Here is a 25,023-nt window from a genome sequence, read left to right as displayed (position 1 = left end):
CTTGAAATTGACCTCCTCGTAAATCTCATATTTATTTATCTTCTAATTTTCAGAAGATTTGTTACTTATTATACATGATAGAGAAATTATTGCAATATGAATTTAACAGTTTTTTTGCAAAATTATCAGATTAGTAGGTATATTGTTGTTAAAATACTGGTATATCAACGTTTTGTCTAAACATTTTGGAGAGTTTGTCCCATTACAAATGTTACAATCGTAAATTTCATCTAAATGAAACACTTTACATTATGGATGATTTTTCATCTTCTAACGCTCCCATTCTATTATAATTATTAAAACATCAGACTAAATATAAATAATAGAATTAATACTTATTTCACTCTGTAACAGTATTTGAAATGAGATACCGTTGCTGAAAGATTTGTATATATATGAATGAGGATTGAATTATTCTTCTTCCTTCATGTATACTTTGGATAAAAACATCTTAAGGAGCATTATGAAACGATTGAAACTGTTCTACATACTTACCTTTCTTATTTTCATCATCGCCGTGGTAGTGGCTTCACTGCAGGAAAAGGGTCTGCTTCTTTCTATTATAGATAGCTTGTTTGTGATCGGGATTGCCTATATCAGCATTGGTGCCCTCCTTTATATTTTTGAAAGAGGATTTTTTAACGGGATCGTGTATGCTCTTAAAAGATTTCGCAACAGCACGAAACAGGGAAAGTATATTTCTCAGTTCGATGACCTGGATGAGATGAAAGAAGCTCACGAAGAATATGGAGTACAACGTTCCTACTCCATTACGAAATCTTTTTTACTGACCGGAGGACTGACACTCGCCCTTTCCATCATCATGACCTATCTTCTGTACACTTGAATTTACCTATTTTTTCTCATATAATATCTACATATGAATGAAATTATAAGCATGGATGAAGAGTAGTACTTTTCAGGATGATTAAAAGAGAGCTTGTGGTTGGTGCGAACAAGTATTCATTTGAAAAGGAATGGACTTCGGAGCTTTATGTGTGAAACGGAGTAGCATATAACGGGATGACCTTACGTTAAAGAGGTTCCATGCACGTCATGGACTAAGCTGGCTCTAACGGGCACTTAGGGTGGCACCGCGGAAATCATCCCATTCGTCCCTATTTTTCATAGGACGGGTGGGTTTTTATTTTGTGTAAAATTAGGGAGGAAATGAAATGAAGACAATATTCAGTGGCATTCAGCCGAGTGGTACGATCACTCTCGGCAATTACATCGGGGCGATGAAGCAATTCACCGAGCTCCAGGAAGAATATAATTGTTACTTCTGTGTGGTGGACCAGCACGCGATCACGGTTGCTCAGGATAAAATGAAGCTGCGCAAAAACATCCGCAGCCTTGCCGCCCTGTATATCGCCTGTGGCATCGATCCTGAGAAATCCACATTATTCATTCAATCGGAAGTTCCTGCACATGCACAGGCAGGCTGGATCCTGCAGTGTGTGACCTATATCGGGGAACTTGAAAGAATGACGCAATTCAAAGATAAATCTCATGGTAAAGAAGCCGTTTCAGCAGGATTATTGACATATCCACCGTTAATGGCCGCTGACATTCTGTTATATGGAACCGATCTTGTTCCTGTCGGGGAGGATCAGAAGCAGCATCTGGAACTGACCAGGAACTTGGCAGAACGGTTCAACAATAAATACAATGATATCTTTACTGTACCTGAAGTAAGAATCCCCAAAGTCGGTGCCCGTGTGATGTCCCTTCAGGACCCGTTGAAGAAGATGAGTAAATCCGATTCGAATCAGAAGGCGTTCATTACACTCCTTGACGATCCAAAACTGATCGAGAAGAAAATCAAAAGTGCTGTAACCGATTCAGATGGCATCGTAAAATATGATAAAGAAAACAAGCCCGGGGTGTCGAACCTCCTTTCGATCTATTCGATCCTTGAAGGTACTTCTATAGAAGAAATTGAACAGAAATATGAAGGGAAAGGATACGGGGCCTTCAAAAGCGACTTAGCACAGGTGGTCATAAGCGCCATCAAGCCGGTACAGGACCGCTACTATGAATTGATCGATTCCGAGGAATTGGATGATATTCTTGATCGCGGTGCCGAAAAGGCAAATTTCGCAGCAAACAAAATGCTGAAGAAGATGGAAAAGGCCATGGGATTGGGACGAAAAGAGAGAAAGAGAAAATAATCGTGGGGACCAGAGACTGCTTGTGCGGTATCTGGTCTTTTCTTTCGATTTATTCCCTGCCCGCATATAAAAAAACCTCAAGCCCTTTCCGGACCCAAGGTTTACTACGACTATTAATTTACCTTTGGACGATTTTCCACTTCCCATAGTTTCTCAAAAAACGGCTGCCCCTTTATCAAATTCTCACAGAGAGTGAGGTGCTTGTCCGACCAACCGTACTGGGTTTCTTCATATAGCATCTGCCATATGTCTTCAAAGTCCATTTCCCGTATGGTGCGGTAGCGCTCTGGTGCCCATTCGGTGTACCAATACCGGATTTCCGCCGTGTTGTTTGAACTGTGAAGTTGATCAAGGGCCATGAATAACAGCTGCTTCAGTTGTCTTTCCTTCCTCGTCAGTCCACTCATCATATAAGGATTCGGGGAAAGAATGTGATATGCATCCTCCCTTTTGCCATCCGGCTCGATGGAATACTGTACCGTTTCATGACTTTCAACCATTTCATACACCAGTTGTTCCTGTCTTGGTATGAGCCTGCTTTTTCTGATTGGGACAGTGTAACCGATTGTATCCACTGCCAGTATCCCGGTACCATCTGTCACAATGAAACAATAATCCAATTGGATCCGTTCGTGGTTTTTTCGCAGATATGCTTTTTGATAAACTTGATGGAGCAGTTGTTGAGGTAACTCTGATAGATCATTCTCGATGTAATGAAACAGTGTCGTGTCTACTTTAATCAGAGGAACCTGATCCAGTAATTCAATAACGTCCTCTTTTCTCCACTCATGAAAATGGCAGACATTGTAGCCATTTTCTTCGCCTTCGAACCAATTTACCCATACATCATGAAGATATAACATGATTGACCCCTCGCTTTGCTTCAATCTTATTTGTCAATCAGTATAGGCTAATCCGTGTTAATTTATTCCTATCATCAGGGGTTTTATGATAGTCATTATATTTTTCTGCGGGGTATATAGATCGAGAGGGTGATGATGAAGATTCCCAAAAGGAATAAATAACATTCAACACGTGTCGTGACGAAGAATATATAATCTGTAAACGTCATTCCGGTCGTAAGCAAATTTAAATACATGATTAAACTCACTCCTCCTGAAACAGCCAGTCCAAATCCTATAAAGAGCCCAAACAATTGTACCACCATACCTTCCGCCTCTATCCTTGCATTAAGATATTGGAGCCCGTCCATGCTTAGTATATTTTATGATAGGAACAGGAAGATATGACGGCACAGGACATCCTATTTTCAGGAAAATCCCACTGATTCAGCAATCCCCCTGTTTTCTATGGCAAAAATACTGAGGACGGTTCTCCTATGAGGGAAATGGTTGACGAATCCTGCTTCTTTAAAAGGTGTTGTACCAATCGATAGCCCGAGGAGTAGCCGAGCATTTTCGGAAAGGATTTCTGTCCAAGAAGGAGCTGATCGTGAAGGGGGCTGCTCCGTTTCACTTCCAAGTTAGGCTTTATCCATTTTTCGTAAAAGCGGGCCAACTCTTGTTCGTCATACGCTTTTGTCCAGGGAGCTACATACTTCTCTCCACAGTATTCCTTGACAGCATTTTCTGCCAGTCCTTCAAAGATGATGGAGTCAAGGAGCGTGTATTGGTCCTCCTTTTTGCTTAACCGCTGCATTCGGACACAGTGATGATATTCATGGACAAATAACGCTTCGTATTCTTTTGGATCTTCCTGGTCAGTAACGAAAAAGAAGATTTCATCTTTAAAGCATACCCCCGATTTTTTCATGGATGATTGGAACATCCCCCTATTTTCCTGAACGGGGAATAGATAGATCGGGACGCTCGGTCCATTCCACTTCCGCTTATATTTTTTCTCAAAGAGAGCAAATCGTTCCCAAAGTTTCTTTTCTTTCATTTTTTCGTAAATATCTCCGGCGAGACGTGCAGAGCGATACATTCCGTGTTTCGTGAGGTATTGATAAAACGATTGCTGATCGTCCTTTCCATTTTTCGTTTTCTTAAGGAGATCCAAGGGATTATCGATCCACTCTGCCAACCATTCATCTGTAGGTACAACTGCCACCTTCATCCCTCTTTCCATGCTTTTTAACATGTATATGTAAAAGAGGAAAGATTCACAACAAAAAGAGCCTGCTACATGTAACAGGCTCTTCTTTGTTAACTCTGATATTTTTTGAATACGATGGTGGCATTGTGACCACCAAATCCTAATGAATTACTCATCGCTACATTTACTTCTTGTTTTCTTGCTTCGTTTGCAACATAGTCGAGATCACAATCAGGATCCGGTGTTTCAATATTGATCGTAGGAGGAAGGACACTATCTTTCATCGCCAGTACAGTGAAAATCGCTTCAACTCCGCCTGCTGCACCTAGAAGGTGGCCCGTCATTGATTTCGTCGAACTCATGGCCAGTTTATAAGCATGATCCCCGAATACTTCCTTCACAGCCATCGTTTCGTATTTATCATTATATGGGGTACTTGTTCCGTGGGCATTGATGTAATCCATCTCTTCCGGAAGGATCCCGCCATCTTCAAGTGCCATTTTCATCGCTCTTGCGCCGCCTTCTCCAGCCGGTGCCGGGGCAGTGATGTGATGGGCATCTCCGGTACATCCGTACCCGACGATTTCTGCATAAATCGTCGCTCCACGTTTTACAGCATGATCAAGTTCTTCCAGAACTACGATTCCCGCTCCCTCTCCCATTACGAAGCCATCACGGTTGGAATCAAAAGGTCTTGATGCTTTCTCAGGATCTGGATTGGTGGAAAGTGCTGTGTTTGCACAGAATCCAGCAACGGACATTTTCGTGATGGGTGCTTCTGCTCCACCGGAAACCATCACATCCGCATCCCCACGCTGAATGACCTTGAAGGCATCACCGATTGAGTTTGTACCGGTTGCACAAGCCGTTACGGTACAAGAGTTGAACCCTTTCGCTCCGAGCATAATGGATACTTGTCCAGCTGCCATATCAGGAATGATCATCGGCACGAAGAATGGGCTCACCCGGCGATATCCACGTTTTTGGAATGTCTCGTATTGCTGTTCGAATGTTTCCATTCCCCCGATACCCGAACCGATCCATACACCGACACGATGTGCATTTTCGTCTGTGATATCAAGTTTTGAATCTTTTACTGCCATTAACGATGCGGCAATCGCATAGTGAGTGAAGCGGTCCATCTTCCTTGCTTCTTTTCTTTCCACTCCGAACTCTTCAATGTTGAAGTCTTTTAGTTCTGCCGCTACTTTAGCAGGATAGTCATCGGCGTTTAAACGCGTTAAAGGCCCTACCCCAGTCTTTCCGGCCAAAATATTCGACCAGGTCGATTCTACATCATTACCTAAAGGCGTGACGCTTCCTAATCCTGTAACCACTACACGCTTCTTATTCATTCTAATCCATCTCCTTTATCTGCAAGTTGTCGATAAGCTTCTGATACTCTATTATTTACCCCAGCGCATAATGATCGCGCCCCAAGTTAAACCGCCACCGAATCCTACCATGACGACAACATCATTCTCTTTCACTCTTCCCGCTTCAAGATCTTCAACTAAAGAAACCGGGATCGAAGCCGCTGAAGTATTTCCATATTTATTTACGGTCTTAGACATTTTTTCCACCGGCAGCTCCAGGCGTTGCCTCGATGCTTCCATGATACGGATGTTGGCCTGGTGAGGAATCAGGAAATCTACGTCCTCTTTACTTAAACCTGCCTTTTCAATTACATTAATACTGGATTCGCCCATTTGACGAACAGCGAACTTAAACACTTCCCGACCGTTCATGATCAATTTTTCATCCTGATATAAATGCTTCGCTCCTGATCCGTCCGCTCCCAATTCAAAGGCAAGAATCCCCTTGCCGTCAGGAACCGGTCCAAGGACCGCCGCACCGGCAGCATCCCCGAATAGGACGGCCGTGTTACGATCCTCCCAGTCCGTGATTTTGGATAATTTCTCCACACCGACCACGAGGACATTCGTGTACGCACCATTATCGATGAATTGCTTTGCCGTAATCATACCATACATAAACCCGGCACAAGCGGCACTGATATCCATTGCAGCCGCCTTCTTTGCACCCAATCGTTCTTGAAGGAGGCAGGCAACAGATGGGAATGGATGATCCGGGGTAACGGTTGCAACCATGATCAGATCGATTTCCTCGGGATTGATCTCCGCATCAGCGATTGCCTTCTTTGCGGCTTCGAAAGCCATATCAGAGGTATTTGTTTCATTATTTGCTATTCTTCTCTCTTCAATGCCTGTTCTCGTACGAATCCATTCATCCGAAGTATCCACCATTTTCTCAAGGTCCGCGTTTGTTAAGATCTTTTCAGGAAGATAACGTCCAATTCCAATAATACCTGTATTCATACTGGCGTTCCCTACTTTCGTTTATAATTTTTCCTATACTCAATGGTTATTATCAATTATTATGACTTGGTACTAATTTTATCGAAGATTTCTACTTTCTGCAATTATTTTTTACTTTTCACTACCTTCTACACGTTTTTGACTGACGTAATAAAAAACGGGCCACCGAAATTTTCCGATGACCCGTCCTTTTATAACTATTCTTTATGTAAGGCATCCTGCTTGCCTAATTCATAGGCTTCACTCATGACCTGTGTGAATAAAGTCATGAATGGCTGCAGCATTTCAGGAGAGAACTCGACACCTGCTTGATCGAGTTGTTCCTTCGCTTGGGGGAAGTACTTCATGGCAATCTGCATAAACTCCATTGTTTTATCTTGATTCATTGCTTCGATTCCTTTCCATTCGGCAATTTGCCGGTGTCAATATAGTCCTTTACATGTTGCTTCATTTCAGATTGAAAATCTTTCGGAATGAGCGGACTGAATTTCCCCATGGAAATCACACCGTCTTCAAAATCAAATTCCAGGTTGCCTGACTTGAGCTCATCGTGAACGAACCTTTCGGCTACTACTTCATACAACTTATCAGCCTCCTGGACGGTGCTTGTCAGGACCGTTGATTCCCCGAGATCGGATTGATCGGATACGTACCCAATGGCATAAAGTCCCTTTTCCTTAAGTTTTTCGATTACAGCTACATTATAGCCGTCACCTGCAGGATACACAACATCGATATCCTCATTCAGGAGGGTGTCCAACTCTTTAAGGGCCCTCGCTTGATCGTCCCAATGATTGGTGTACTCTGCCTTAACCTCGGTCTCACTGTTCTGATACTTCGCTCCATCTATAAAACCTTGTACTTCAGGCTGCCAATCAAAGGCCGCTATCACACCGATCTTTTTCGTTTTAGAGTGAAAGGCTGCTGTCATTCCTCCGAAAAAGCCCATTGCATATCCCTTGAACTGTAGGCTTGTTGTGTTTTTCTCCGTGGCATGTCCATTAAAGCTGACAAAATGCATGTTGGGATGTTCCCCTGACAAATCGTTAAAGACATCCGCATACTCACTTCCATGTCCAAATACTAAGGTGACATCCTTATCATCAAATTCTTCCACTGCATGCTTGATTGATGTATCATTCTTCATTCCCTCTTTATAGAAGACGTCTGCATTATAATCCGATTGAATTTTTAATAATCCTCTGTATCCTTTTGTTCCCCATACTCCATCATTCACTGCTTCAGGAACAAGTAAACCAACCTTTTCTATTTCCTCGCTGTTTCCTGTTGAACAGCCACTTATTCCAATCAGGAATACAATCATGAAAAACATGTACCATTTCTTACTCATGTTCAGCAACTCCTTTAAAGCCCATGCAGCATCTATAAAAGGTTCATTACATCATCCCTATTTTACCCTCACCTCTATCCACATGAAAAGAAAAAGTTTTCTCATTCCTCCATTTCATGCAAGCGTATCCCTTTTTCTTGTTGATCAATGATGCTCATGTGTGACTTGGATGGTCTGACAATCACTTCTTTTCCGACTGAATCGATTTCACGGTGACCAGCTGAAAATGTTTCATTTGTAATGTATGATAGAACTTCATTCCAGCTCATGTCTGAAAGAGGCTTCAAGGTAAAGGTGTCTTTCTTTGAGGAAAGATTGACAATCATTTTGGCTGCGTCCTTCACATAGATCGCCCCCGAGGGATCATCCACATAATCCGTCACTTCCCCTCTGCCGGTCAAAATCTGTGCAAACAGAAATTCTTCCGGTTGATGGATGCCATATAATGTTGGAAGGTAGAAAGCAGCTCCTTCCTCTTCAAGACCTATGTTTCCTTTCCCATTGGAATAGATTCGAATCATATGGAAGGGTTGGTCCACTTTTCTGAGCAGTTTATCTACTTCCGACAAATAACCGGCTCTATTCCCTCTTACCTGGTCATAGTAAGGAAGGAATACACTGGACCCTCTGCGTACGTTCTTATCCCATTCCCCATAAGGAACATACTCCAGATTTGCATTCCTTCCAATTTCCATCCATTTATCCTTCGTCTTTTCGTCCTCATCGATGGCGGTCACGGTCCATCCTTTTTCCAGAAGGGCATTACAGAGTTCGAATCCCAAAAACTGTTGTGCTGCAAAAACGAATGCATGATGGTCCAAGTCAATCACTCCAATTAATTTGTTATAACTCTTTCTCATGCAGGGAAAAGTAAGAGGCGATCTTCCCTCCAAGAGACCCTCGCTTCTCAGGAAGAATAAAGAACAGATCCGTTGAAATCCCTTTTGCTAAACGCTCCGTATATATATCTTTTATGAGAGTGAATTGATTTTTATAACGATTTAGAGTCATTGACTGAACAATATACAGGGGAATAGGGATCTCCTGGAGTATTTTGTAGTCCTGTGATTGTTGTGAGATGAAGGCTTCACAATCCTCTTCCTTCATCTTCAGCATGAATGAAAGTTCTTTTATCACTTTTTTATAAAAGAATTTCTGTTCCTTTTCTTGTTCTAAATGGTCATACATCGATACGCAGGGGGAGAGCAGGACGGCACTTCTAATATCATGTGCCAATTTCGGATAGAGATTTTTCAATACTAATGCTCCCATCCCTTCAGCCAATATGTGAATCTTTCCATTGATGATTTCGTTGCGTTTCACATACTGATAGAGGCGCCTGGCCAGTTGCACGGCTTGATCGCTACCCCAATTCGCTCCATACAGATTACTATAATATACAATGTACCCCTTGGCTGTCAGCTCTTGAATCCACTTATACCTTGCCTCATGCTGCACCCAGAAACTGCTCTTTTCATCTACATAGTGATGGGAGTCCCCTATAATCATTACAGCGAATCCATTTGGTCGTTCAGGGTAATGGATCATGCACCACTCTTGCTCTAATTGAAACAATCGTTGATACATTTAAATTTCTCCTTTTACATACTAAGTCTCTATAGTTTATGTGATGAGGCTGCATTTGTAAGGGAGATAGCCCATGGAAAACCATTTATTTGTAAATTTTGTCCACTCTCCTACAACGGATGACAGGGTTTACATTTCACAGATTAGTCATTTATTAATTGTTAAAGCTGTGGTAAACTAATAAAGATTGAAATGAGTGACAACATACGATTGTATGTGAAATACATAGGAATGAGGTGACTTGGCGTGAGATTTTTTTGGATGTTCTTCTGGGCTTTTGCATTGTCCGAAATGCTGACTTACGTTGTAAGTTCTATGAATGGTAACGAATTCCATTTTCAAACAGGATTAATCCTTTCCGTTTGTTTTACGGTATTGGTATTCCTCATCACGCTTGTTATTCCAAACGAGCCTGTAGAAAACCATTAAGAAAAGCAGCCAAATCCGGCTGCTTTTTTTAGTTTAATGAATCGATAGACCATTTTCACGTGCATCAATCGTGATGGTTTGACCCTGTCGTATGTGTCCTGAAATGAGCTCCCTTGCAAGCTTAGTCTCGATTTCCCTCTGAAGGTACCTTTTTAAAGGACGGGCTCCATAAACGGGATCATAGGCAGATTCTGCAATGAATTCTTTCGCCCCTTCCGTCAGTGAAAGGATGATTTGCTGTTCCTCTACCCGATGCTGAAGGTCCTCAATGAGTTTATCTATGATTCCCTTTATATTTTGAATGGTTAAAGGTTTAAATAGGATAATATCATCCACACGGTTAAGGAACTCAGGGCGGAAAGCAGATCGCAGCTGGCCCATGACGAGATCTTTCGTCTTAGAGTCAATCTCTTCTTCCCCTTTATTCCGTTCAAGGAGATGAGCAGAACCGATATTGGAGGTCATGATGATCACAGTGTTCTTACAATCAATGGTCCTCCCCTGAGAATCGGTGATCCTGCCATCGTCAAGCATTTGCAGAAGAATATTGAATACTTCGGGATGGGCCTTTTCAATTTCATCAAGTAAAATGACAGAATACGGTTTACGCCTTATGGCTTCCGTCAGCTGACCCCCTTCTTCATACCCTACATATCCAGGAGGTGCACCGATCAAACGGGAAACCGCATGCTTCTCCATATATTCAGACATATCGATTCGGATCATCTGTTCTTCACTGTCAAATAACGTTTGGGCGAGTGTCTTCGCAAGCTCTGTCTTCCCGACTCCTGTCGGCCCCAGAAAAATGAAGGAACCAATCGGTCTGTTCGGATCCTTGATCCCTGCCCTTGCCCGAATGACGGCATCACTAACCAGCCCAACAGCTTCATCCTGGCCGATAACCCGTTCATGCAGGATGTGATCAAGCTTCAACAACTTCTCCCTTTCTCCTTCTACAAGCTTTGTGACCGGGATCCCCGTCCATCTCGCCACAATATTCGCCACTTCTTCTTCTGTCACTTCTTCACGAAGCAGGCGCCCTTCCTGTTCTTTCAGCATTTCCTGCTCTACCGCCGCAAGTTCTTTTTCCATGGCCGGAATCCGTCCGTGCCTGAGCTCCGCGGCTTTATTCAAATCATAATCACTTTCGGCTTCTTCCAACTGGCGCCGGAGTTTCTCTAATTCTTCACGCTTCTCCTGTACCACTGAGATGCTTTCTTTCTCCTGTTGCCATTTTAATTTCATGCTATTCGCTTTTTCCTTCAGATTGCTTAAATCTTCACGGATTCGTGCGAGCCGCTCAAGACTTGCAGCATCTTTTTCCTTATTCAACGCTGCTTCCTCAATTTCGAGCTGCATCACTTTACGAGTGACTTCATCGAGCTCTGAGGGCATCGAATCGATTTCCGTCCGAATCATGGCACATGCTTCATCGATTAGATCGATTGCCTTATCAGGGAGGAACCGGTCTGAAATATAACGATCAGACAGCCTGGACGCAGCTACGATGGCCCGGTCATGAATATTGACCCCATGATGGATTTCAAATCGTTCCTTCAACCCTCTCAGAATGGAAATCGTATCCTCCACATCCGGTTCCTGTACGAGCACTTGTTGAAACCGTCTTTCCAGGGCAGGATCCTTCTCTATATACTTCCGGTATTCATTGAGGGTCGTTGCCCCGATACAGTGAAGCTCCCCTCTGGCAAGCATCGGTTTCAGGATATTCCCCGCATCCATGGCTCCCTCTGTTTTTCCTGCTCCGACAATCGTATGGAGTTCATCAATGAAAAGAAGAATGCGTCCTTCACTCTTTTTCACCTCTTGAAGGACGGCCTTCAGCCGCTCCTCAAACTCACCCCTGAATTTCGCTCCTGCGACTAAAGAGCTCATGTCCAGCTCGAAAATCGTCTTATCCTTCAAGCCTTCAGGAACGTCCTTACGAACAATCCTCTGGGCAAGACCTTCCACGATGGCGGTTTTCCCTACACCCGGTTCTCCAATCAAGACGGGATTATTCTTCGTTTTCCGGGAAAGAATGCGAATCACGTGGCGGATTTCACTATCTCTCCCGATGACAGGATCGATTCTCCCCGACCTCACGTCAGCCACAAGATCCCTTCCGTATTTCTTGAGTGCTTCATATTTCACTTCCGGGTTTTGTGTCGTCACCCTGCTCCCTCCTCTTATCTCTTCAATGATTTCTCTTAGGTTCTTTTCCGTTACCCCTTGCTGTGTTAAGTACAGCGTAATCGGATGATTCTTCTGCATCCACAGGGCAAGTGTAAGATGCTCAATGGAAATATAGTCGTCTTCCCATTTACGTTTCAAACTCTCACTGTCCGCGAAGAGTTGATGGACATCCCTTGAAAGATACTGTCCATATTGAATCCCTTCCCCTTCTACTGCAGGGATGTCATGTAACTTCTCATCTACCCATTTTATCAGACTCTGAATGCTTCCCCCCGCCCGCTCATATATGGTACGGAGGAAGCTTTCTTCCGACCCGAGAAGGGATTTCCATAAATGAAGGGCGCTAACATCTGTATGTAGCTTTTCCTTTGCCAATTGACCAGCCGAAACCAACCCTTCCTGAATGCTGTGGGTCATATTATCAATATTCATTATCTGCCACCTCGTATTTGACCTTTATTGACCTTTAATTTCATTATATCCCTTTCTTCCGAAAAAGGGAAAGAAAAAGGAACAAGGATAGCCTTGAACGGGGCACCCTTGCTCCTAATGGTTAAGGTTTTCTCATATACGACCAAAGACGGTTGTGATTGGAGTTCTCAGGAAACCTGTCCCCTGCTTTCAAACGCAGTTTTTGCGGATTCTTCACCATGCTCCCGGTTTCACCGATTTCTATATACTCACCATTGTTCGGTGCTTTTTCTCCGGCCCTGAATTGTCGTGACTGTCCCATTTTTACCCCTCCTTTTTCGAAGCAATGCTTCTTTCCTATTTTTCTACAAGCATGACCTTTCATGCATGCCAGATGAAGGATAAATATGATAATTACGTTACGGTTCGGTTAACATTCGGAAAAGGGGGTTTACAGTCTTTCCCTTAATGGTGTTAAATTAAAAAATGTGGAGAAAAAAAGCTTGGAGGATATATAATGGATTTTTATTTGATTATTAAATATTTATTTTTGGGGATTTTTCAAGGGTTCACTGAACCGATCCCGATCTCATCGAGTGGACACCTGCTGCTTGCTCAGCATTTCCTCGGAATCAAAGACACAACACTGACCTTTGAAATTCTGGTCAATACGGCTTCATTACTCGCCGTGCTCATCATTTACCGGGAAGACATCATGCGACTCATTGTGAATGGACTCGGTTATTTCAAACAGAAAACACCTGAAACAAAACGTGATTTTCATTTCATTATATATTTACTGATCGGCACAATCCCTGCAGGGGTAATCGGTATATTATTCGGCGATGTCATCGAAGAACATCTTACTTCTGTCATCACGGTAGGAATCACTCTCATCATCACAGGTATCGCCCTTTGGATGATCCGTAACTTAAGAGGAAGAAAAAATGATGGAGACTTAAATGTAAAGGACGCGATCATCATCGGTCTTGCACAGGCAGTTGCCCTCATCCCTGGAATCAGTCGTTCAGGTGCAACGATCGTCGCAGCCATGGCAAGCGGTATGAAGGCAGAAACAGCCCTCCGTTTCTCTTTCCTCCTTTATATTCCCGTCAGTGTGGGCGTAATGGTATTTGGAATAAGCGACATGATGGGTGATCCGAACCTTGCTTCCATGGCGATTCCATATATCGTTGCCTTCATTGCATCCCTGATCGCTTCTTACTTCTCATTGAAGTGGTTCATGAATATTATGGCAAAAGGGAACTTGAAATACTTTGCTATTTATTGTGTCGCGGTGGGAGCTGCCGTCCTGATTTTCACCTAACCTTCTATCCGCCTGAGTTTCTTTGATATCTGAAGAATGAAATTGACTGTGAAAATTGCCCGGTCTCCATTTGCCAGATCGATTGATTAACCTAAAAACCCCCTGAAGCTAACCTGCTTCAGGGGGTTTCTCATGTATTGGGTATTACCTGATTCCCAATGCGATCTTCGCATAGCGGGACATATTGTCTTTGCTCCATGGTGGATTCCAGACGATGTCAACCTCTGTTTCTTTCACTTCGGGAATGTCACTCAATGCTGTTTTCACTTGATCGACGATTGTTCCGGCAAGAGGGCATCCCATTGACGTGAGGGTCATGGTCACTGTCGCTTTTCCTTCTTCACCCAGATCCACATCATATACTAAACCTAAGTTAACTATGTCTATTCCTAATTCAGGGTCGACAACCTGCTCTAAAGCACCCATCATATTATCTTTAAGATCTTGATCCATGCTAATCACTCCTTTACGCTTATACTTGTCTCTTACCCATTTTCATTACTCATCTTAACAAATAACCACATATAAAACAAAAGGTTACGCTGATAAGTGCTTCTCGAACCACTCGACGAGCCGTAGCACGCCTTCTCTCGTGACTTTGTGATCGGCTTTATCATCTTCTATGAAAAGCAGATGGTCTTCACGTTCCTCATAATAAGGCAATATGCTGTCATAGAATTCCCTGGTAAAATGGAAGGGGACGACTTTGTCGCGCTTTCCATGCCAGAACATAAGGGGTCTGCCCCCAAGCTTCTCGGGTTGAAGGCTTAGATCATAATGGGCAAGCTCCCTCATCATGCTTTCGATTTCCCCCTCGGCAAATGGCAGATCATATCCCAAAGCTTCCACTTGAGCCAGCTGGGCCTGTGCAAATTTTACATATGTAGGATTCCCCATCAGTGAAACGGCTGAAGAGATCCATTCATATTGAGTCAAAGCACCCAATGTAACGATCCCTCCCATGGATGTACCTGCAACACCGATTCCATTGGGTGCAATCATCCCTTTTTCATCAAAGCGCTCTTTCAAGATGGATAATTCATGAATGGTATTCAACACGATCTTCCAAAAAACTTCTCCCAATTGATACTCTGACTTTCCAGAAGATCGTTCTCCGTGCTCTAAACAATCCGGGAGTATCACTCTGAACCCCTTTTCAGCAAGAAGGTATGCGTAGTGGAGATTATGCTCTTTCGCACTCGTAAAGCCATGAATAAAGAAGCATGTCGGTAACGGTTTATTCATGTCCTCTTCCTTCACAAGATGAAGAAACGGGATCATTTGTATGTTTGATTTATCAATAAGAATCATGTTGGTTCTCTCCCTCCTGATGGCTTTTCACTTTACTATGATATCCTAGATTTGGTAGTATGTATAATATTTAAATCGAAGGCGTATGTAAACATTTCTTAAAATCTATGTGCAGCCGGTGGACAACTTTCTACGTGTAACGCTACACTAGAATAGCCTTCATACCAATAAGATTGGGGATTTGTATTGATGAACTCACAAGAAAAACATCTGATTGTTCTGGATCTCGATGGAACATTATTAACCGATGAGAAGAAAATCTCGTCCAAAACACATGATATTTTAAAAAAAGCCCGCCTAAGAGGGCATGAAGTGATGATTGCAACAGGCAGGCCGTTCCGTGCAAGTGAATTGTATTATCAACAATTACAGTTGACGACCCCCATTGTCAATTTCAATGGAGCATTCGTACATCACCCAACTGATCAGTCATGGGGAATCTACCATGAACCAATGGATCTAAAAGTGGCAAAGCAAATCATTGATGCATGTGATGATTTCACGTTCCGTAATATCGTCGCTGAAGTAATGGATGATGTCTATCTTCATTATCATGACGAAAAGATCATCGATGTATTCATGATGGGTAATCCATCCATCTCAACAGGTGATATTCGGAACGTATTATCAGATCACCCTACATCCATGCTCATTCACGCTGAGGAAGAAGATGTAGCTGACATTCGTGCACACTTAGATGATGTTCATGCAGAATTGATTGACCATCGTCGCTAGGCTGCACCTTGGCACATCATTGAGATCGTTAAATCCGGATTGAATAAAGCTGTAGGAATAGAGCGTGTTGCTTCTTCCTTGAACATCCCTCAAGAAAGAATCATCGCATTCGGTGATGAGGACAACGATCTTGAGATGCTCGAATACGCAGGAACAGGTGTTGCCATGGGTAACGCCATTGATCCACTGAAGGATATTGCGAATGCAGTGACACTTTCGAATGAAGAGGATGGCATCGGACGCTACCTGCAAAAACGCTTCGACCTATAAATCTGATGGAAACGGTGGGTAAATCTTCTTACTGTACGTTCCCCATCCGAGAGCCATACTAGAAAAGAACGCATCCAGCGTTCCAACTTGCACAAGGGGTGGTAAGTGATGGGTAGAAATAAATCGAAACGATTTGTACAACAAGGTAAAATTGCTGTATCAAAACATGACGAACGTATCCCGTATCATCTGACGTATGCAGAAGCAGAGGCTAAGAAGCTCGCTTCACATGGTGACGGTGCAGGGGGGCTGGAATAATGAGCAATCCACTATTCCAGCAGGCACGTAACGCTGTAGCTTCAGCTAAACAAGCATGCAATACGGGAGAAAACGCTCAAATGTCCATTGATAAAGCGAAGAATGCTTTGTCATCTGCTTACGCTAACTCGAATGTCGAAGAGCAGAAGCAGCTTCACGCTTTTCAAGATGAGTTGAACCGCCTATCATAAGCGAGATCAAACAGGGTTGCCCGTAAAAAGGCAACCCTGTTTATTTTAGGGAAGAGCGACAAAATAAGTGTGAATGGCTTTCAAGGTGATACCCCTTTCTATCCAGGTTCACCCAAAGTATTTGTTAAACACGAGAATCTAATCTTTTCGAAAGAAACCGAATATCCCTGTTGTCTGGACGATATTTGTAAAGGCATTGGGATCCACGTCCTTGATCGTATGTTCAAGCTCGTACAATTCATACCGTGAAATGACGATGATCAACATCTCCTTGTCCTCTCCGGAAAATGCCCCTTTGGCAGGTAAAGTCGTAATCCCCCTTACCAGCTTGGAATGAATGGCTTCACGTAATTCATTCGATTTCTTGGTGACGATCATCGCAGTCAGCTTCTCATGACGTGTATGAATCGTGTCGATCACACGTGTGGAAGCGTATAATGTGACTAGCGTATACAGTGCTTTTTCCCAGCCGTAAAGGAATCCTGCAGATATGATGATAACGGCATTCATTAAGAAGAAATAAGATCCGACCGGCTTATCTTTCATTCTTGACAGGATCATGGCGATAATATCCATCCCCCCGGTGGATGCGCCCCATTTCAATGTGATCCCGACACCGACAGCAGCAATGACCCCGCCGAATACGGCATTCAGAAGGATGTCCGGTGATAATTTAATGACAGGGAGCACTTCCAGGAAAAAGGAAGTCAGAAAGACCGAAATAAAGCTATACACAGTAAATGAACGGCCGACCTTAAGCCACCCCAGAATGGTGACAGGAATATTAAGGATGAATAATAAAATACCTGTTGAAATATTGAATGGTGCAAATTCCTTCAGTAAGCTTGACAACAACTGGGCAAGTCCCGTAAAACCACTTGCATACACATTTGCGGGAATAAGAAAGAAGTTCATGGCAATGGCTCCTAAAAGGGATCCGACCAGAACCACGACAAATTTCTTCGCCTCTAATTGAACATGATCTCTCGACATACACATACCTCCTGCATCTAGTTGTTATTTTCTATGTTCCACATTTCATCTTACCTAAACTCCTTCTACTATTCATCTTTTTATCATAAATTCATGTTCAATCGATTGTTATTTTCACTGAAAATCGCTAGACTAAAGCTATAAGATAAGTCAAAGGATGATGAGGATGACAGTAAAATTATTTGCTGATAGTGCAAGCGATCTTCCTGCTGCCTATTTCAACGAACACAACATAGAGCTTCTTCCACTTAAAGTACATATTGATGGCCAGGACTACGAGGACTTGATCACCATTGAACCGAAAACCGTATTCAATAAAATCAGGGACGGACATATGCCGAAAACGTCTCAAGTCTCACCGGACCTGTTCCTAAAAAAATTCACACAGCTTGCAGAATCGAATCAATCCGGCATTTACGTTGCCTTCTCTTCCCAATTATCAGGCACGTATCAAACGGCTGTCATGATCCGGAATCAGGTAAGAGAAGATTATCCTGATCTTGATTTGACCATCATCGATTCGAAATGTGCTTCACTAGGATATGGGTTGGTCGTCATGAAAGCGGCCGAACTCCTGAACAACGGTGGGACAAAAGAAGAAATCATCGAAGCCTCCCGATTTAATTCTGAACATATGGAACATCTTTTCACCGTAGAAGATCTTGAATATCTCGCAAAAGGTGGGCGGGTTTCAAAAGCTTCAGCCTTTTTAGGCGGACTGCTTAACATCAAGCCTCTTCTGCATATGGAAGATGGTAAGCTTGTCCCGATTGAAAAATTACGTGGAAAAAAGAAACTTCTTAAACGCATTTTAGATATGATGGAAGAACGTGGTGAGAATCTTTCTGACCAGGTGATTGCCATCAGTCACGGCGACGACGAAGAATTCGCTTTTGAAATGAAGCAGCTCATAGAGGAAAAATTTTCACCGAAGGACGTCTACATCAGTATTATTGGATGTGCCATAGGGTCTCATACAGGTACAGGAACCTTAGCCATATTTTTCCTAAACAAGCACTCATAAACTTCTCTCCCCATCCCCATACTAATAACGAGATCCAATACGGAAGGGAGAATCACCATGCCACATACATCTGATAATGAAAAAAAGGCGAAGGACAACAATGCCCTGCGCCAGGAAAAGAATAAAATCAAAGACACAAACCGGAAAGCCGGTAAAAATCAATACTCCAAAAAAACGGATCATCTGTAAGAGATGGACCGGCCAGAAGACACCTGTTCTTTCATGAAGGGGTGTCTTTTGCGTTTGTTATGCGATGGGATTGATTGATTCGTCATTATATGATCGACTTACTTCACTATCTTTTCTAAAAAACCTTCATCATTTCAACCAAAGAAGTTGTATGTCCCATCACTGCTTGTCTATAATGAAAAGAGAAAAAAGTATGGAGGGGTTACATATGGCCAAGGAAAGTTCGTTTGACATCGTATCCAAAGTAGATATGTCAGAAGTGAGCAATGCGATTCAAATCGCGTTGAAAGAGGTTCAAACCCGTTATGACTTCAAAGGCAGCAAGAGCGACATTAAATTAGATGGTGAGGAAATCGTCCTCGTCTCCGATGATGAATTTAAAATGAATCAGTTGAAGGACGTTCTTCTAAGTAAACTGATCAAGCGAAACGTCCCGGTTAAAAACCTTGATTACAGTAAACTTGAAGGTGCATCAGGCGGCACTGTCCGTCAGCGTGCAAAACTTGTACAGGGAATCGATAAAGAGAATGCAAAGAAAATCAACACCATCATCAAGAACTCCGGCGTGAAGGTGAAGAGTCAAGTTCAAGATGATCAAGTCCGCGTTACCGGTAAAAGCAAGGATGATCTCCAAAAAATCATTGCAGCTATTCGTGAAGCTGATCTTTCCATTGATGTACAATACGCAAACTTCCGTTAATACGGTTTTTCTAAGAAGTCTAATGGGTACAATAATTCCATTAGACTTCTTTCATTTAGGAGGAAAAACATGAAGAAAAAAGTCATCATTATCGGGGCCGTCGGCGGAGGAGCGACAACAGCCTCTCAAATCAGGAAGCTCGACAGTGAAATCGAGATCATCCTGTTCGAGAAAACCTCTTACTTATCTTACGGAGCCTGCGGCATGCCCTATTACTTAGGCGATGTAATCAAAGACAGGGAAAGTCTTTTTGCCGCCACTCCTGAACAATTACATACAAAAAAGAATATTGACGTCAGAATGCATCATGAAGCGTTAAAAATCGATCGTGAGAAGAAATCTTTACTCATAAGGGATCATGACCGCAATGAAGATTACGATGAAACATATGACTATCTCGTGCTCGCAACCGGTGCATCCCCTTTTATCCCGGACATTCCCGGGCTCGACCAAATCCCGGCGTTCCATCTCAGAACCGTCGAGGACATGGACTGGATCAAGCAGTTCATAGAAACATCAAAACCTGACTCATGCACCATCATCGGCGGTGGTTTCATTGGGGTCGAAATGGCTGAAAACTTCACCCATCTTGGAATGAAGGTGAATATCGTCGAAAGGTCTGAACACGTCATCAGTATCATTGATGATGAGACAGCTACAGGATTGCAGAATCATATCATGGAAAAAGGGGTAAAGCTATATACGAGTGATGGTCTGAAAGAGGTCCTGCCGGAAAATATGTTAAAACTCGACAGCGGTGAAACCCTACATTCCGACTTCATCCTTCTATCAGTCGGAGTGAAACCCCGGAACCAACTGGCAAAGGAAGCAGGTTTATCGATCGGGGAATCAGGAGGGGTCGTCAGTAATGAGTTCATGCAAACGGACGATGACTCCATTTATGCAGTCGGGGATGTCGTCGAATCCATTGACTTCGTTGACGATACGCCGAAACAAGTGCCCCTTGCGTGGCCGGCTCACCGGCAAGCCTACATAATCGCTAAGCACTTATCCGGGAACCCTGTCCCTTTCAAGGGCATGCTCGGAACTGCGATTGCCAAAGTATTCGATCTTTCCATCGCTTCAACCGGACTGGGGGATAAAGAATTAATTGAAAAAGGCTACATTTATCAAACGGCCGTGCACGAAGGAAAGTCCCACGCCGGCTACTATCCCGGGGCTCATGATGTGTATGTCCGTGTCCACTTCTGCCCTGAGACCGGTAAGATCTTCGGTGGAAATGTGGTAGGCGGTGAAGGTGTCGATAAACAAATCGATATCCTGGCCACTGCCATCTACGGTAGACTCTCGGTCACCGACCTTCAGGAAATCGAGACCTGCTACGCCCCTCCTTTCTCTTCACCTAAGGGATTGTTGAATATGATTGGATATAAAGCTGCAGGGTTAATGAAAAAGAAATGATTACAGGCAGGCTTCTCATTGGAGGGGCCTGCTTTTTATGTGGGGTGGTTTTATTTGCTTAATGATGATGTGAATCGTACTGAGTCTCTTATCTTGAGGTGGATAAATTTGTTAATTGGCTGGATTATGTTTCAAATCGGCTGGATTCTAGGTCATTTCGGCTGATTTTCCTGTGAAATCGGCCGGATTTTTCATTGGATCGGCTGGATTCTCGTCAATATCGGCCGGATTTTCGATTAAGACCGGCAAAATCTCCCTTCAATTTCGTCCAATCCCCCATAAGCCCAGCTAAATCTTCCTCACATTCGACCGAATTCCCCCAGGCTCTTCTCACCATCCTCTAAAAAACACGTTAATAATTATTTTTTCCGGGTAAACACTATCTTAAGATAACCTAAACCCCTAAAGGAGTGTTTGCATTGTCTCAACAACAACAAAACCAGAAACAGACTTTCCCACCTCAGCACCAGGATCATCAGCCTGGTACGGTGGATGAAATGAACCCTCAACCCATTCATACGGATCAAAACTATAAAGGCAGTGGCAAGTTGGATGGAAAGATCGCACTTATCACAGGAGGCGACAGCGGGATCGGACGGTCGGTTGCCTGGTACTTCGCAAGGGAAGGCGCTCATGTAGCGATTTCTTATTTGGATGAGCATGAGGATGCGAACAAGACGAAGGAACTGGTAGAAGCAGAAGGAGTCAGATGCATCCTGCTACCAGGTGATGTCGGAAGTTCGACTTTTTGCAAAGATATCGTGAATAAGACGATATCCGAGTTCGGGAAACTTGATATCCTCGTGAACAATGCTGCCGAACAGCACCCACAGGCAGGGCTTGCGGATATTAGCGATGAACAGTTGGAGCGTACATTCAAAACGAATATCTTCTCCATGTTCTATTTGACGAGGGCTGCCCTCCCCCACCTTAAGAAGGGAGCCTCAATCATCAATACGGCTTCGATCACAGCATATAAAGGAAACAAGGATCTGATCGATTATTCTTCTACCAAGGGGGCCATTGTCAGCTTCACCCGTTCGCTGGCTGAAAACATTGCCGCAGATGGCATCAGAGTAAACGGGGTCGCGCCAGGACCGATTTGGACTCCGTTGATACCCTCCACTTTCAGTTCACAAAAAGTGTCGGAATTCGGAGCGAACACACCCCTTGGACGGGCTGGACAACCATTTGAATTAGCACCTGCCTATGTGTATCTTGCAAGTGATGATTCAAGCTATGTGTCAGGACAGATGATTCATGTGAATGGCGGTACCGTCATCAACGGATAAGATAAAAAGCGACTGAAGTTTATGACTCTCCTCTTTTGGAGGGAGTCCACACTTCAGTCGCTTTTTATTATGACTTCACTTTACGTTCAGCGCAGGTACACCGGGTCACAAGATGATGTGGAACAATGATCCTCTTGATCGGTTCTTTCGGGTTCTCAATTTTTTGAATCAGGCTTTTCGCAGCCTCATTCCCGAGATTATAAATATTGATATCCACTGATGTAAGCGGTGGTCTGGACATTTCGGCAAGAAGTACATTATTGAAGCTGACAATGGATATGTCTTCCGGGACGCGAATGCCCATCTCATCCAATGTGTTCAAGACTCCAAGAGCCATCAAATCATCGGCTACGACCAGGGCAGTCGGGGGGGCTTCCAGCTGCATGAGCTCTTTAATGGCTTCCCGTCCCCCTTCCCGTAGGAATTCCTCATGTATGATATATTCGTCCTTCATATCGATCCCCGCATCACGGAGGGACTTTTCGTATCCTAATAAACGCTCGACCGTCACAACAAGATTCAGGTCTCCCCCGATGAAGCCGATGCATTCATGCTTAAGTTCGAGGAGATAATCCGTCACTTCTTTCGTTGCACGGTAGTTATCATTATCCACATGTGTGATTTCTTCACAATACTTATATGGCTTACCGACGACGACAAAGGGGAAATCACGATTCTTTAAGTAGTTCATCACTTTATCTTCTACCTTTGAATATAACAGGATGATTCCATCCACCCGTCCACCCTGGACCATCTGAACGACACCTTCGTAGATTTCCTCTTCCGATTGGCCGGTGGACATTTGAAGGGCATACTGTTTTTCCTGGGCTCCTTCACTTAACCCTCTTAAGACAGTCGGAAAGAATGGATTTTGTGAAAAGGCACTTGCTGAACCCGGTAATACCAGCCCTATCACTTGAGTTGACTGATTTGCCAGGCTCCTTGCAATGAAGTTGGGATGGTATCCAAGATGCTCCATCGCTTCCCGTACTTTTTGTTTAGTTTTTTCACTTATTCTTGGATTGTTTGCGATCACACGTGATACCGTAGATGGTGCAACGTTTGCAAGCTTCGCAACATCCTTTATGGTAACGGCCATATATTCCACCCCCCTTTTTTTAAAAGCGGACCCTTAGGCGGGCTGCTCATTCATAAAATTAAAACGCTTCCAATTCATTCTGCTTAAAATGGCAGCAGGGCTCATCTTTTGGGCCCTGCTCTTATTACTTGTTCTTCGCTTTTCCACGTTTCCTTACAAGATACAGGAAGAGGAAGAATAGGAAGTACATGGTTCCCAAGGCGAACAGGTAAGGATAATTCAGGCCACTCTTGTTTTTCAGCATATAGATCTCTGACTCTTCACGATCAAGAACAAGATGATAATTTCCATCCTTATCGCTGCGAACCAGGTCATCACTGATTAACCCTTTTAATTCATGATTATCCCCTAATTCTTCTTTTGTTAATTGAACATTTTGTGTTTCACTCGTATTATTGATCGCTATGACGATCGTCTGATCTTTGTACGTACGCTTAAAGATTCCCATCCCATCTTTATTGTAAATCGGTTTGATATCCCCTCTCGTCAGTGCGGGATATTCTTGACGAATTTCACCTAACCGGGTGATATAATCAATCAGCTCCTTATCAGCCCTGAAATTCATAAAGCGGCGGTTGTCAGGGTCATTCCCCCCGTCCATCGCTATTTCAGATCCGTAATAAACGATCGGGATTCCCGGGGTTGTATACATATAAGTGAGGGCTAGCTTCCATCTCGTTCCAGGGAAAAGTTTTTCTTGAACAATCATTCTCGTAAATCGTTCCATATCATGATTATCTATGAACGTTCCCATTACATATGGATTCTCATAAAAGGTTTTATTGTATTTCCAAAAGTTGAATAATCGATCCATGGATGTGTCGGGCTTTTGGAAGACGGAACGCATTTCTTCTGCTTGGGGGACATTGACGAATCCATCGATCCCTGTCCCATTGTACGCTGCGATTTTTTCCGGATCCCGGTCGTTCACTTCACCTAACAGGTAGAAGTCTTCTTTCACCGACTTCACCTCATCGCTGAACTCATTCCAGAACTCTTGAGGCACATGACGTACAGTGTCGAGACGATATCCATCGATATCGGTTTCTTTGATCCACCATTTTGCCGCATCGAATAAGTAGTTTTTCACTTCGGGATTTTCTGTATTTAAATCGGGAAGATCATATAACCAGGCATTCTGAAGACTTTCTTCATTATTGAAGTTCATCGGCTGTTTTTCATGGAACCAGTCCTCTTTTTCAGGGTCATTCACAAAAGGGTGCTCCGGTCCGACATGGTTCACAACAAAGTCCAGCATCACTTTCATATCCCGTTTATGGGCTTCTTCCACAAGCTTCTTGAATGTCTTCATCGAGCCGAAATGTTCTTCGGTTTTGTAGAAGTCTGTAATCCAATAGCCGTGATAACCCATCGGTTGATTATCAAAGACCGGGGTCAGCCATATGGCAGTGAATCCCATATCCTTGATGTAATCCAGTTTATCGATGATTCCTTGGAAATCACCGCCCTGATAGGCTTTCGGATCCTTCGTGTTAACATCTTTATCATTGCTTGTATCCCCATCATTAAAGCGATCGACCATCAGAAAATAAATGGTCTCATCCTGCCATTTTCGTTCTTCTTTTTCAACTGCACCTACCGGAAGGGCGTAAAAAAGAAGAAACGGGACTAAAATGAGAGATAATACTCTTCTTTTCATCTCCGCTCCTCCT

At 43.3% G+C, this 25,023-nt stretch carries 27 protein-coding genes, 1 pseudogene and 1 other annotated feature; of the genes and pseudogenes, 12 read left to right on the top strand and 16 right to left on the bottom strand.

Annotation, left to right across the window (positions count from 1 at the left end; all coding sequences use genetic code 11):
• The first annotated feature begins 463 nt into the window (after nt 1-463).
• Both AC0VXY_RS07670 and trpS read left to right on the top strand, forming a co-directional pair.
• Nucleotides 464-847, top strand: a complete 384-nt coding sequence (locus AC0VXY_RS07670) for a DUF3899 domain-containing protein (protein WP_475527455.1) — start codon at nt 464-466, stop codon at nt 845-847.
• Between the two features lie 43 nt (nt 848-890).
• Nucleotides 891-1,123 (top strand) — a binding site (T-box leader).
• A 52-nt stretch (nt 1,124-1,175) separates the two neighbouring features.
• Complete coding sequence (gene trpS, locus AC0VXY_RS07665) at nt 1,176-2,174, top strand: tryptophan--tRNA ligase (protein ID WP_475527454.1); 999 nt, start codon at nt 1,176-1,178, stop codon at nt 2,172-2,174.
• 113 nt (nt 2,175-2,287) lie between these two features.
• Here the strand turns inward: trpS and AC0VXY_RS07660 are convergent, their stop codons facing one another.
• The 9 genes from AC0VXY_RS07660 to AC0VXY_RS07620 all read right to left on the bottom strand — a co-directional run bounded on the left by AC0VXY_RS07660 (nt 2,288) and on the right by AC0VXY_RS07620 (nt 9,506).
• Nucleotides 2,288-3,037 carry a DUF3603 family protein gene (locus AC0VXY_RS07660; protein WP_475527453.1) on the bottom strand — a complete coding sequence of 250 codons (750 nt, stop codon included), beginning with the start codon at nt 3,035-3,037 and terminating at the stop codon, nt 2,288-2,290.
• Between the two features lie 95 nt (nt 3,038-3,132).
• Nucleotides 3,133-3,342 (bottom strand): YuzI family membrane protein, encoded by a 210-nt coding sequence (locus AC0VXY_RS07655; RefSeq protein WP_435991890.1) that lies wholly within the window; start codon nt 3,340-3,342, stop codon nt 3,133-3,135.
• Nucleotides 3,343-3,482: 140 nt separating this feature from the next.
• Nucleotides 3,483-4,274 (bottom strand): DUF2268 domain-containing putative Zn-dependent protease, encoded by a 792-nt coding sequence (locus AC0VXY_RS07650; RefSeq protein WP_475527452.1) that lies wholly within the window; start codon nt 4,272-4,274, stop codon nt 3,483-3,485.
• Between the two features lie 65 nt (nt 4,275-4,339).
• Complete coding sequence (gene fabF, locus AC0VXY_RS07645) at nt 4,340-5,584, bottom strand: beta-ketoacyl-ACP synthase II (protein WP_435991894.1); 1,245 nt, start codon at nt 5,582-5,584, stop codon at nt 4,340-4,342.
• A 51-nt stretch (nt 5,585-5,635) separates the two neighbouring features.
• Nucleotides 5,636-6,568, bottom strand: a complete 933-nt coding sequence (locus AC0VXY_RS07640) for a beta-ketoacyl-ACP synthase III (RefSeq protein ID WP_435991896.1) — start codon at nt 6,566-6,568, stop codon at nt 5,636-5,638.
• Nucleotides 6,569-6,765: 197 nt separating this feature from the next.
• Nucleotides 6,766-6,954 carry a ComZ family protein gene (locus AC0VXY_RS07635; protein ID WP_034763435.1) on the bottom strand — a complete coding sequence of 63 codons (189 nt, stop codon included), beginning with the start codon at nt 6,952-6,954 and terminating at the stop codon, nt 6,766-6,768.
• Nucleotides 6,951-7,919 carry a BMP family ABC transporter substrate-binding protein gene (locus AC0VXY_RS07630; protein ID WP_475527451.1) on the bottom strand — a complete coding sequence of 323 codons (969 nt, stop codon included), beginning with the start codon at nt 7,917-7,919 and terminating at the stop codon, nt 6,951-6,953. Before AC0VXY_RS07630 ends, AC0VXY_RS07635 begins: the two co-directional genes overlap by 4 nt.
• 101 nt (nt 7,920-8,020) lie before the next feature.
• Nucleotides 8,021-8,779: a hypothetical protein gene (locus AC0VXY_RS07625; RefSeq protein WP_475527450.1), complete on the bottom strand. Its 759-nt coding sequence runs from the start codon at nt 8,777-8,779 to the stop codon at nt 8,021-8,023.
• Complete coding sequence (locus tag AC0VXY_RS07620) at nt 8,763-9,506, bottom strand: alpha/beta fold hydrolase (RefSeq protein ID WP_435991903.1); 744 nt, start codon at nt 9,504-9,506, stop codon at nt 8,763-8,765. Before AC0VXY_RS07620 ends, AC0VXY_RS07625 begins: the two co-directional genes overlap by 17 nt.
• 261 nt (nt 9,507-9,767) lie before the next feature.
• On the opposite strand from AC0VXY_RS07620, the gene AC0VXY_RS07615 reads away from it, so the two are divergent.
• Nucleotides 9,768-9,935 (top strand): YjzD family protein, encoded by a 168-nt coding sequence (locus AC0VXY_RS07615; protein ID WP_309137639.1) that lies wholly within the window; start codon nt 9,768-9,770, stop codon nt 9,933-9,935.
• Between the two features lie 33 nt (nt 9,936-9,968).
• Here AC0VXY_RS07615 and clpB read toward each other — a convergent pair whose 3' ends face one another.
• Together clpB and AC0VXY_RS07605 are read right to left on the bottom strand one after the other, a co-directional pair.
• A complete protein-coding gene (gene clpB, locus AC0VXY_RS07610; RefSeq protein WP_475527449.1) occupies nt 9,969-12,560 on the bottom strand; it encodes an ATP-dependent chaperone ClpB in 2,592 nt (863 codons plus the stop codon).
• A 121-nt stretch (nt 12,561-12,681) separates the two neighbouring features.
• Nucleotides 12,682-12,861 (bottom strand): YjzC family protein, encoded by a 180-nt coding sequence (locus AC0VXY_RS07605; RefSeq protein ID WP_034763424.1) that lies wholly within the window; start codon nt 12,859-12,861, stop codon nt 12,682-12,684.
• Nucleotides 12,862-13,053: 192 nt separating this feature from the next.
• Here AC0VXY_RS07605 and AC0VXY_RS07600 point away from each other — a divergent pair, with 192 nt between their 5' ends.
• Entirely contained in the window at nt 13,054-13,866 is an 813-nt protein-coding gene (locus AC0VXY_RS07600) for an undecaprenyl-diphosphate phosphatase (protein ID WP_435994571.1), read from the top strand.
• Between the two features lie 144 nt (nt 13,867-14,010).
• Here the strand turns inward: AC0VXY_RS07600 and AC0VXY_RS07595 are convergent, their stop codons facing one another.
• Together AC0VXY_RS07595 and AC0VXY_RS07590 are read right to left on the bottom strand one after the other, a co-directional pair.
• Nucleotides 14,011-14,319, bottom strand: coding sequence for a metal-sulfur cluster assembly factor (locus tag AC0VXY_RS07595; RefSeq protein WP_475527448.1), 309 nt, complete (start codon nt 14,317-14,319; stop codon nt 14,011-14,013).
• Between the two features lie 84 nt (nt 14,320-14,403).
• Nucleotides 14,404-15,177, bottom strand: a complete 774-nt coding sequence (locus tag AC0VXY_RS07590; RefSeq protein WP_475527447.1) for a prolyl oligopeptidase family serine peptidase — start codon at nt 15,175-15,177, stop codon at nt 14,404-14,406.
• Between the two features lie 189 nt (nt 15,178-15,366).
• On the opposite strand from AC0VXY_RS07590, the pseudogene AC0VXY_RS07585 reads away from it, so the two are divergent.
• The 3 genes and pseudogenes from AC0VXY_RS07585 to AC0VXY_RS07575 all read left to right on the top strand — a co-directional run bounded on the left by AC0VXY_RS07585 (nt 15,367) and on the right by AC0VXY_RS07575 (nt 16,631).
• Nucleotides 15,367-16,182: pseudogene (locus AC0VXY_RS07585) on the top strand (Cof-type HAD-IIB family hydrolase).
• A 108-nt stretch (nt 16,183-16,290) separates the two neighbouring features.
• Entirely contained in the window at nt 16,291-16,440 is a 150-nt protein-coding gene (locus AC0VXY_RS07580) for a hypothetical protein (RefSeq protein ID WP_179886584.1), read from the top strand.
• Nucleotides 16,440-16,631, top strand: coding sequence for a DUF3813 domain-containing protein (locus tag AC0VXY_RS07575; protein WP_475527446.1), 192 nt, complete (start codon nt 16,440-16,442; stop codon nt 16,629-16,631). Before AC0VXY_RS07580 ends, AC0VXY_RS07575 begins: the two co-directional genes overlap by 1 nt.
• A 138-nt stretch (nt 16,632-16,769) precedes the next feature.
• Here the strand turns inward: AC0VXY_RS07575 and AC0VXY_RS07570 are convergent, their stop codons facing one another.
• Nucleotides 16,770-17,624 (bottom strand): YitT family protein, encoded by an 855-nt coding sequence (locus AC0VXY_RS07570; protein WP_435991913.1) that lies wholly within the window; start codon nt 17,622-17,624, stop codon nt 16,770-16,772.
• A 166-nt stretch (nt 17,625-17,790) separates the two neighbouring features.
• On the opposite strand from AC0VXY_RS07570, the gene AC0VXY_RS07565 reads away from it, so the two are divergent.
• The 5 genes from AC0VXY_RS07565 to AC0VXY_RS07545 all read left to right on the top strand — a co-directional run bounded on the left by AC0VXY_RS07565 (nt 17,791) and on the right by AC0VXY_RS07545 (nt 22,251).
• The gene (locus AC0VXY_RS07565) at nt 17,791-18,648 is read left to right on the top strand and encodes a DegV family protein (protein WP_475527445.1); all 858 of its coding nucleotides are present in this window, start codon (nt 17,791-17,793) and stop codon (nt 18,646-18,648) included.
• Between the two features lie 57 nt (nt 18,649-18,705).
• Nucleotides 18,706-18,837: a DUF3941 domain-containing protein gene (locus AC0VXY_RS07560; RefSeq protein WP_435991917.1), complete on the top strand. Its 132-nt coding sequence runs from the start codon at nt 18,706-18,708 to the stop codon at nt 18,835-18,837.
• Between the two features lie 208 nt (nt 18,838-19,045).
• Complete coding sequence (locus AC0VXY_RS07555) at nt 19,046-19,537, top strand: YajQ family cyclic di-GMP-binding protein (RefSeq protein WP_475527444.1); 492 nt, start codon at nt 19,046-19,048, stop codon at nt 19,535-19,537.
• A 69-nt stretch (nt 19,538-19,606) separates the two neighbouring features.
• A complete protein-coding gene (locus AC0VXY_RS07550; RefSeq protein ID WP_475527443.1) occupies nt 19,607-20,959 on the top strand; it encodes a CoA-disulfide reductase in 1,353 nt (450 codons plus the stop codon).
• 419 nt (nt 20,960-21,378) lie between these two features.
• Entirely contained in the window at nt 21,379-22,251 is an 873-nt protein-coding gene (locus AC0VXY_RS07545) for an SDR family oxidoreductase (protein WP_435991923.1), read from the top strand.
• A gap of 67 nt (nt 22,252-22,318) precedes the next feature.
• Here the strand turns inward: AC0VXY_RS07545 and AC0VXY_RS07540 are convergent, their stop codons facing one another.
• Together AC0VXY_RS07540 and AC0VXY_RS07535 are read right to left on the bottom strand one after the other, a co-directional pair.
• A complete protein-coding gene (locus AC0VXY_RS07540; RefSeq protein ID WP_435991925.1) occupies nt 22,319-23,350 on the bottom strand; it encodes a LacI family DNA-binding transcriptional regulator in 1,032 nt (343 codons plus the stop codon).
• Nucleotides 23,351-23,474: 124 nt separating this feature from the next.
• Nucleotides 23,475-25,010 (bottom strand): alpha-amylase family glycosyl hydrolase, encoded by a 1,536-nt coding sequence (locus tag AC0VXY_RS07535; RefSeq protein WP_435991927.1) that lies wholly within the window; start codon nt 25,008-25,010, stop codon nt 23,475-23,477.
• Nucleotides 25,011-25,023: the final 13 nt, after the last annotated feature.

Source organism: Rossellomorea sp. QJM3NY_18 (genome assembly GCF_056173145.1).
This window is presented reverse-complemented; position numbering and strand designations above follow the sequence as displayed.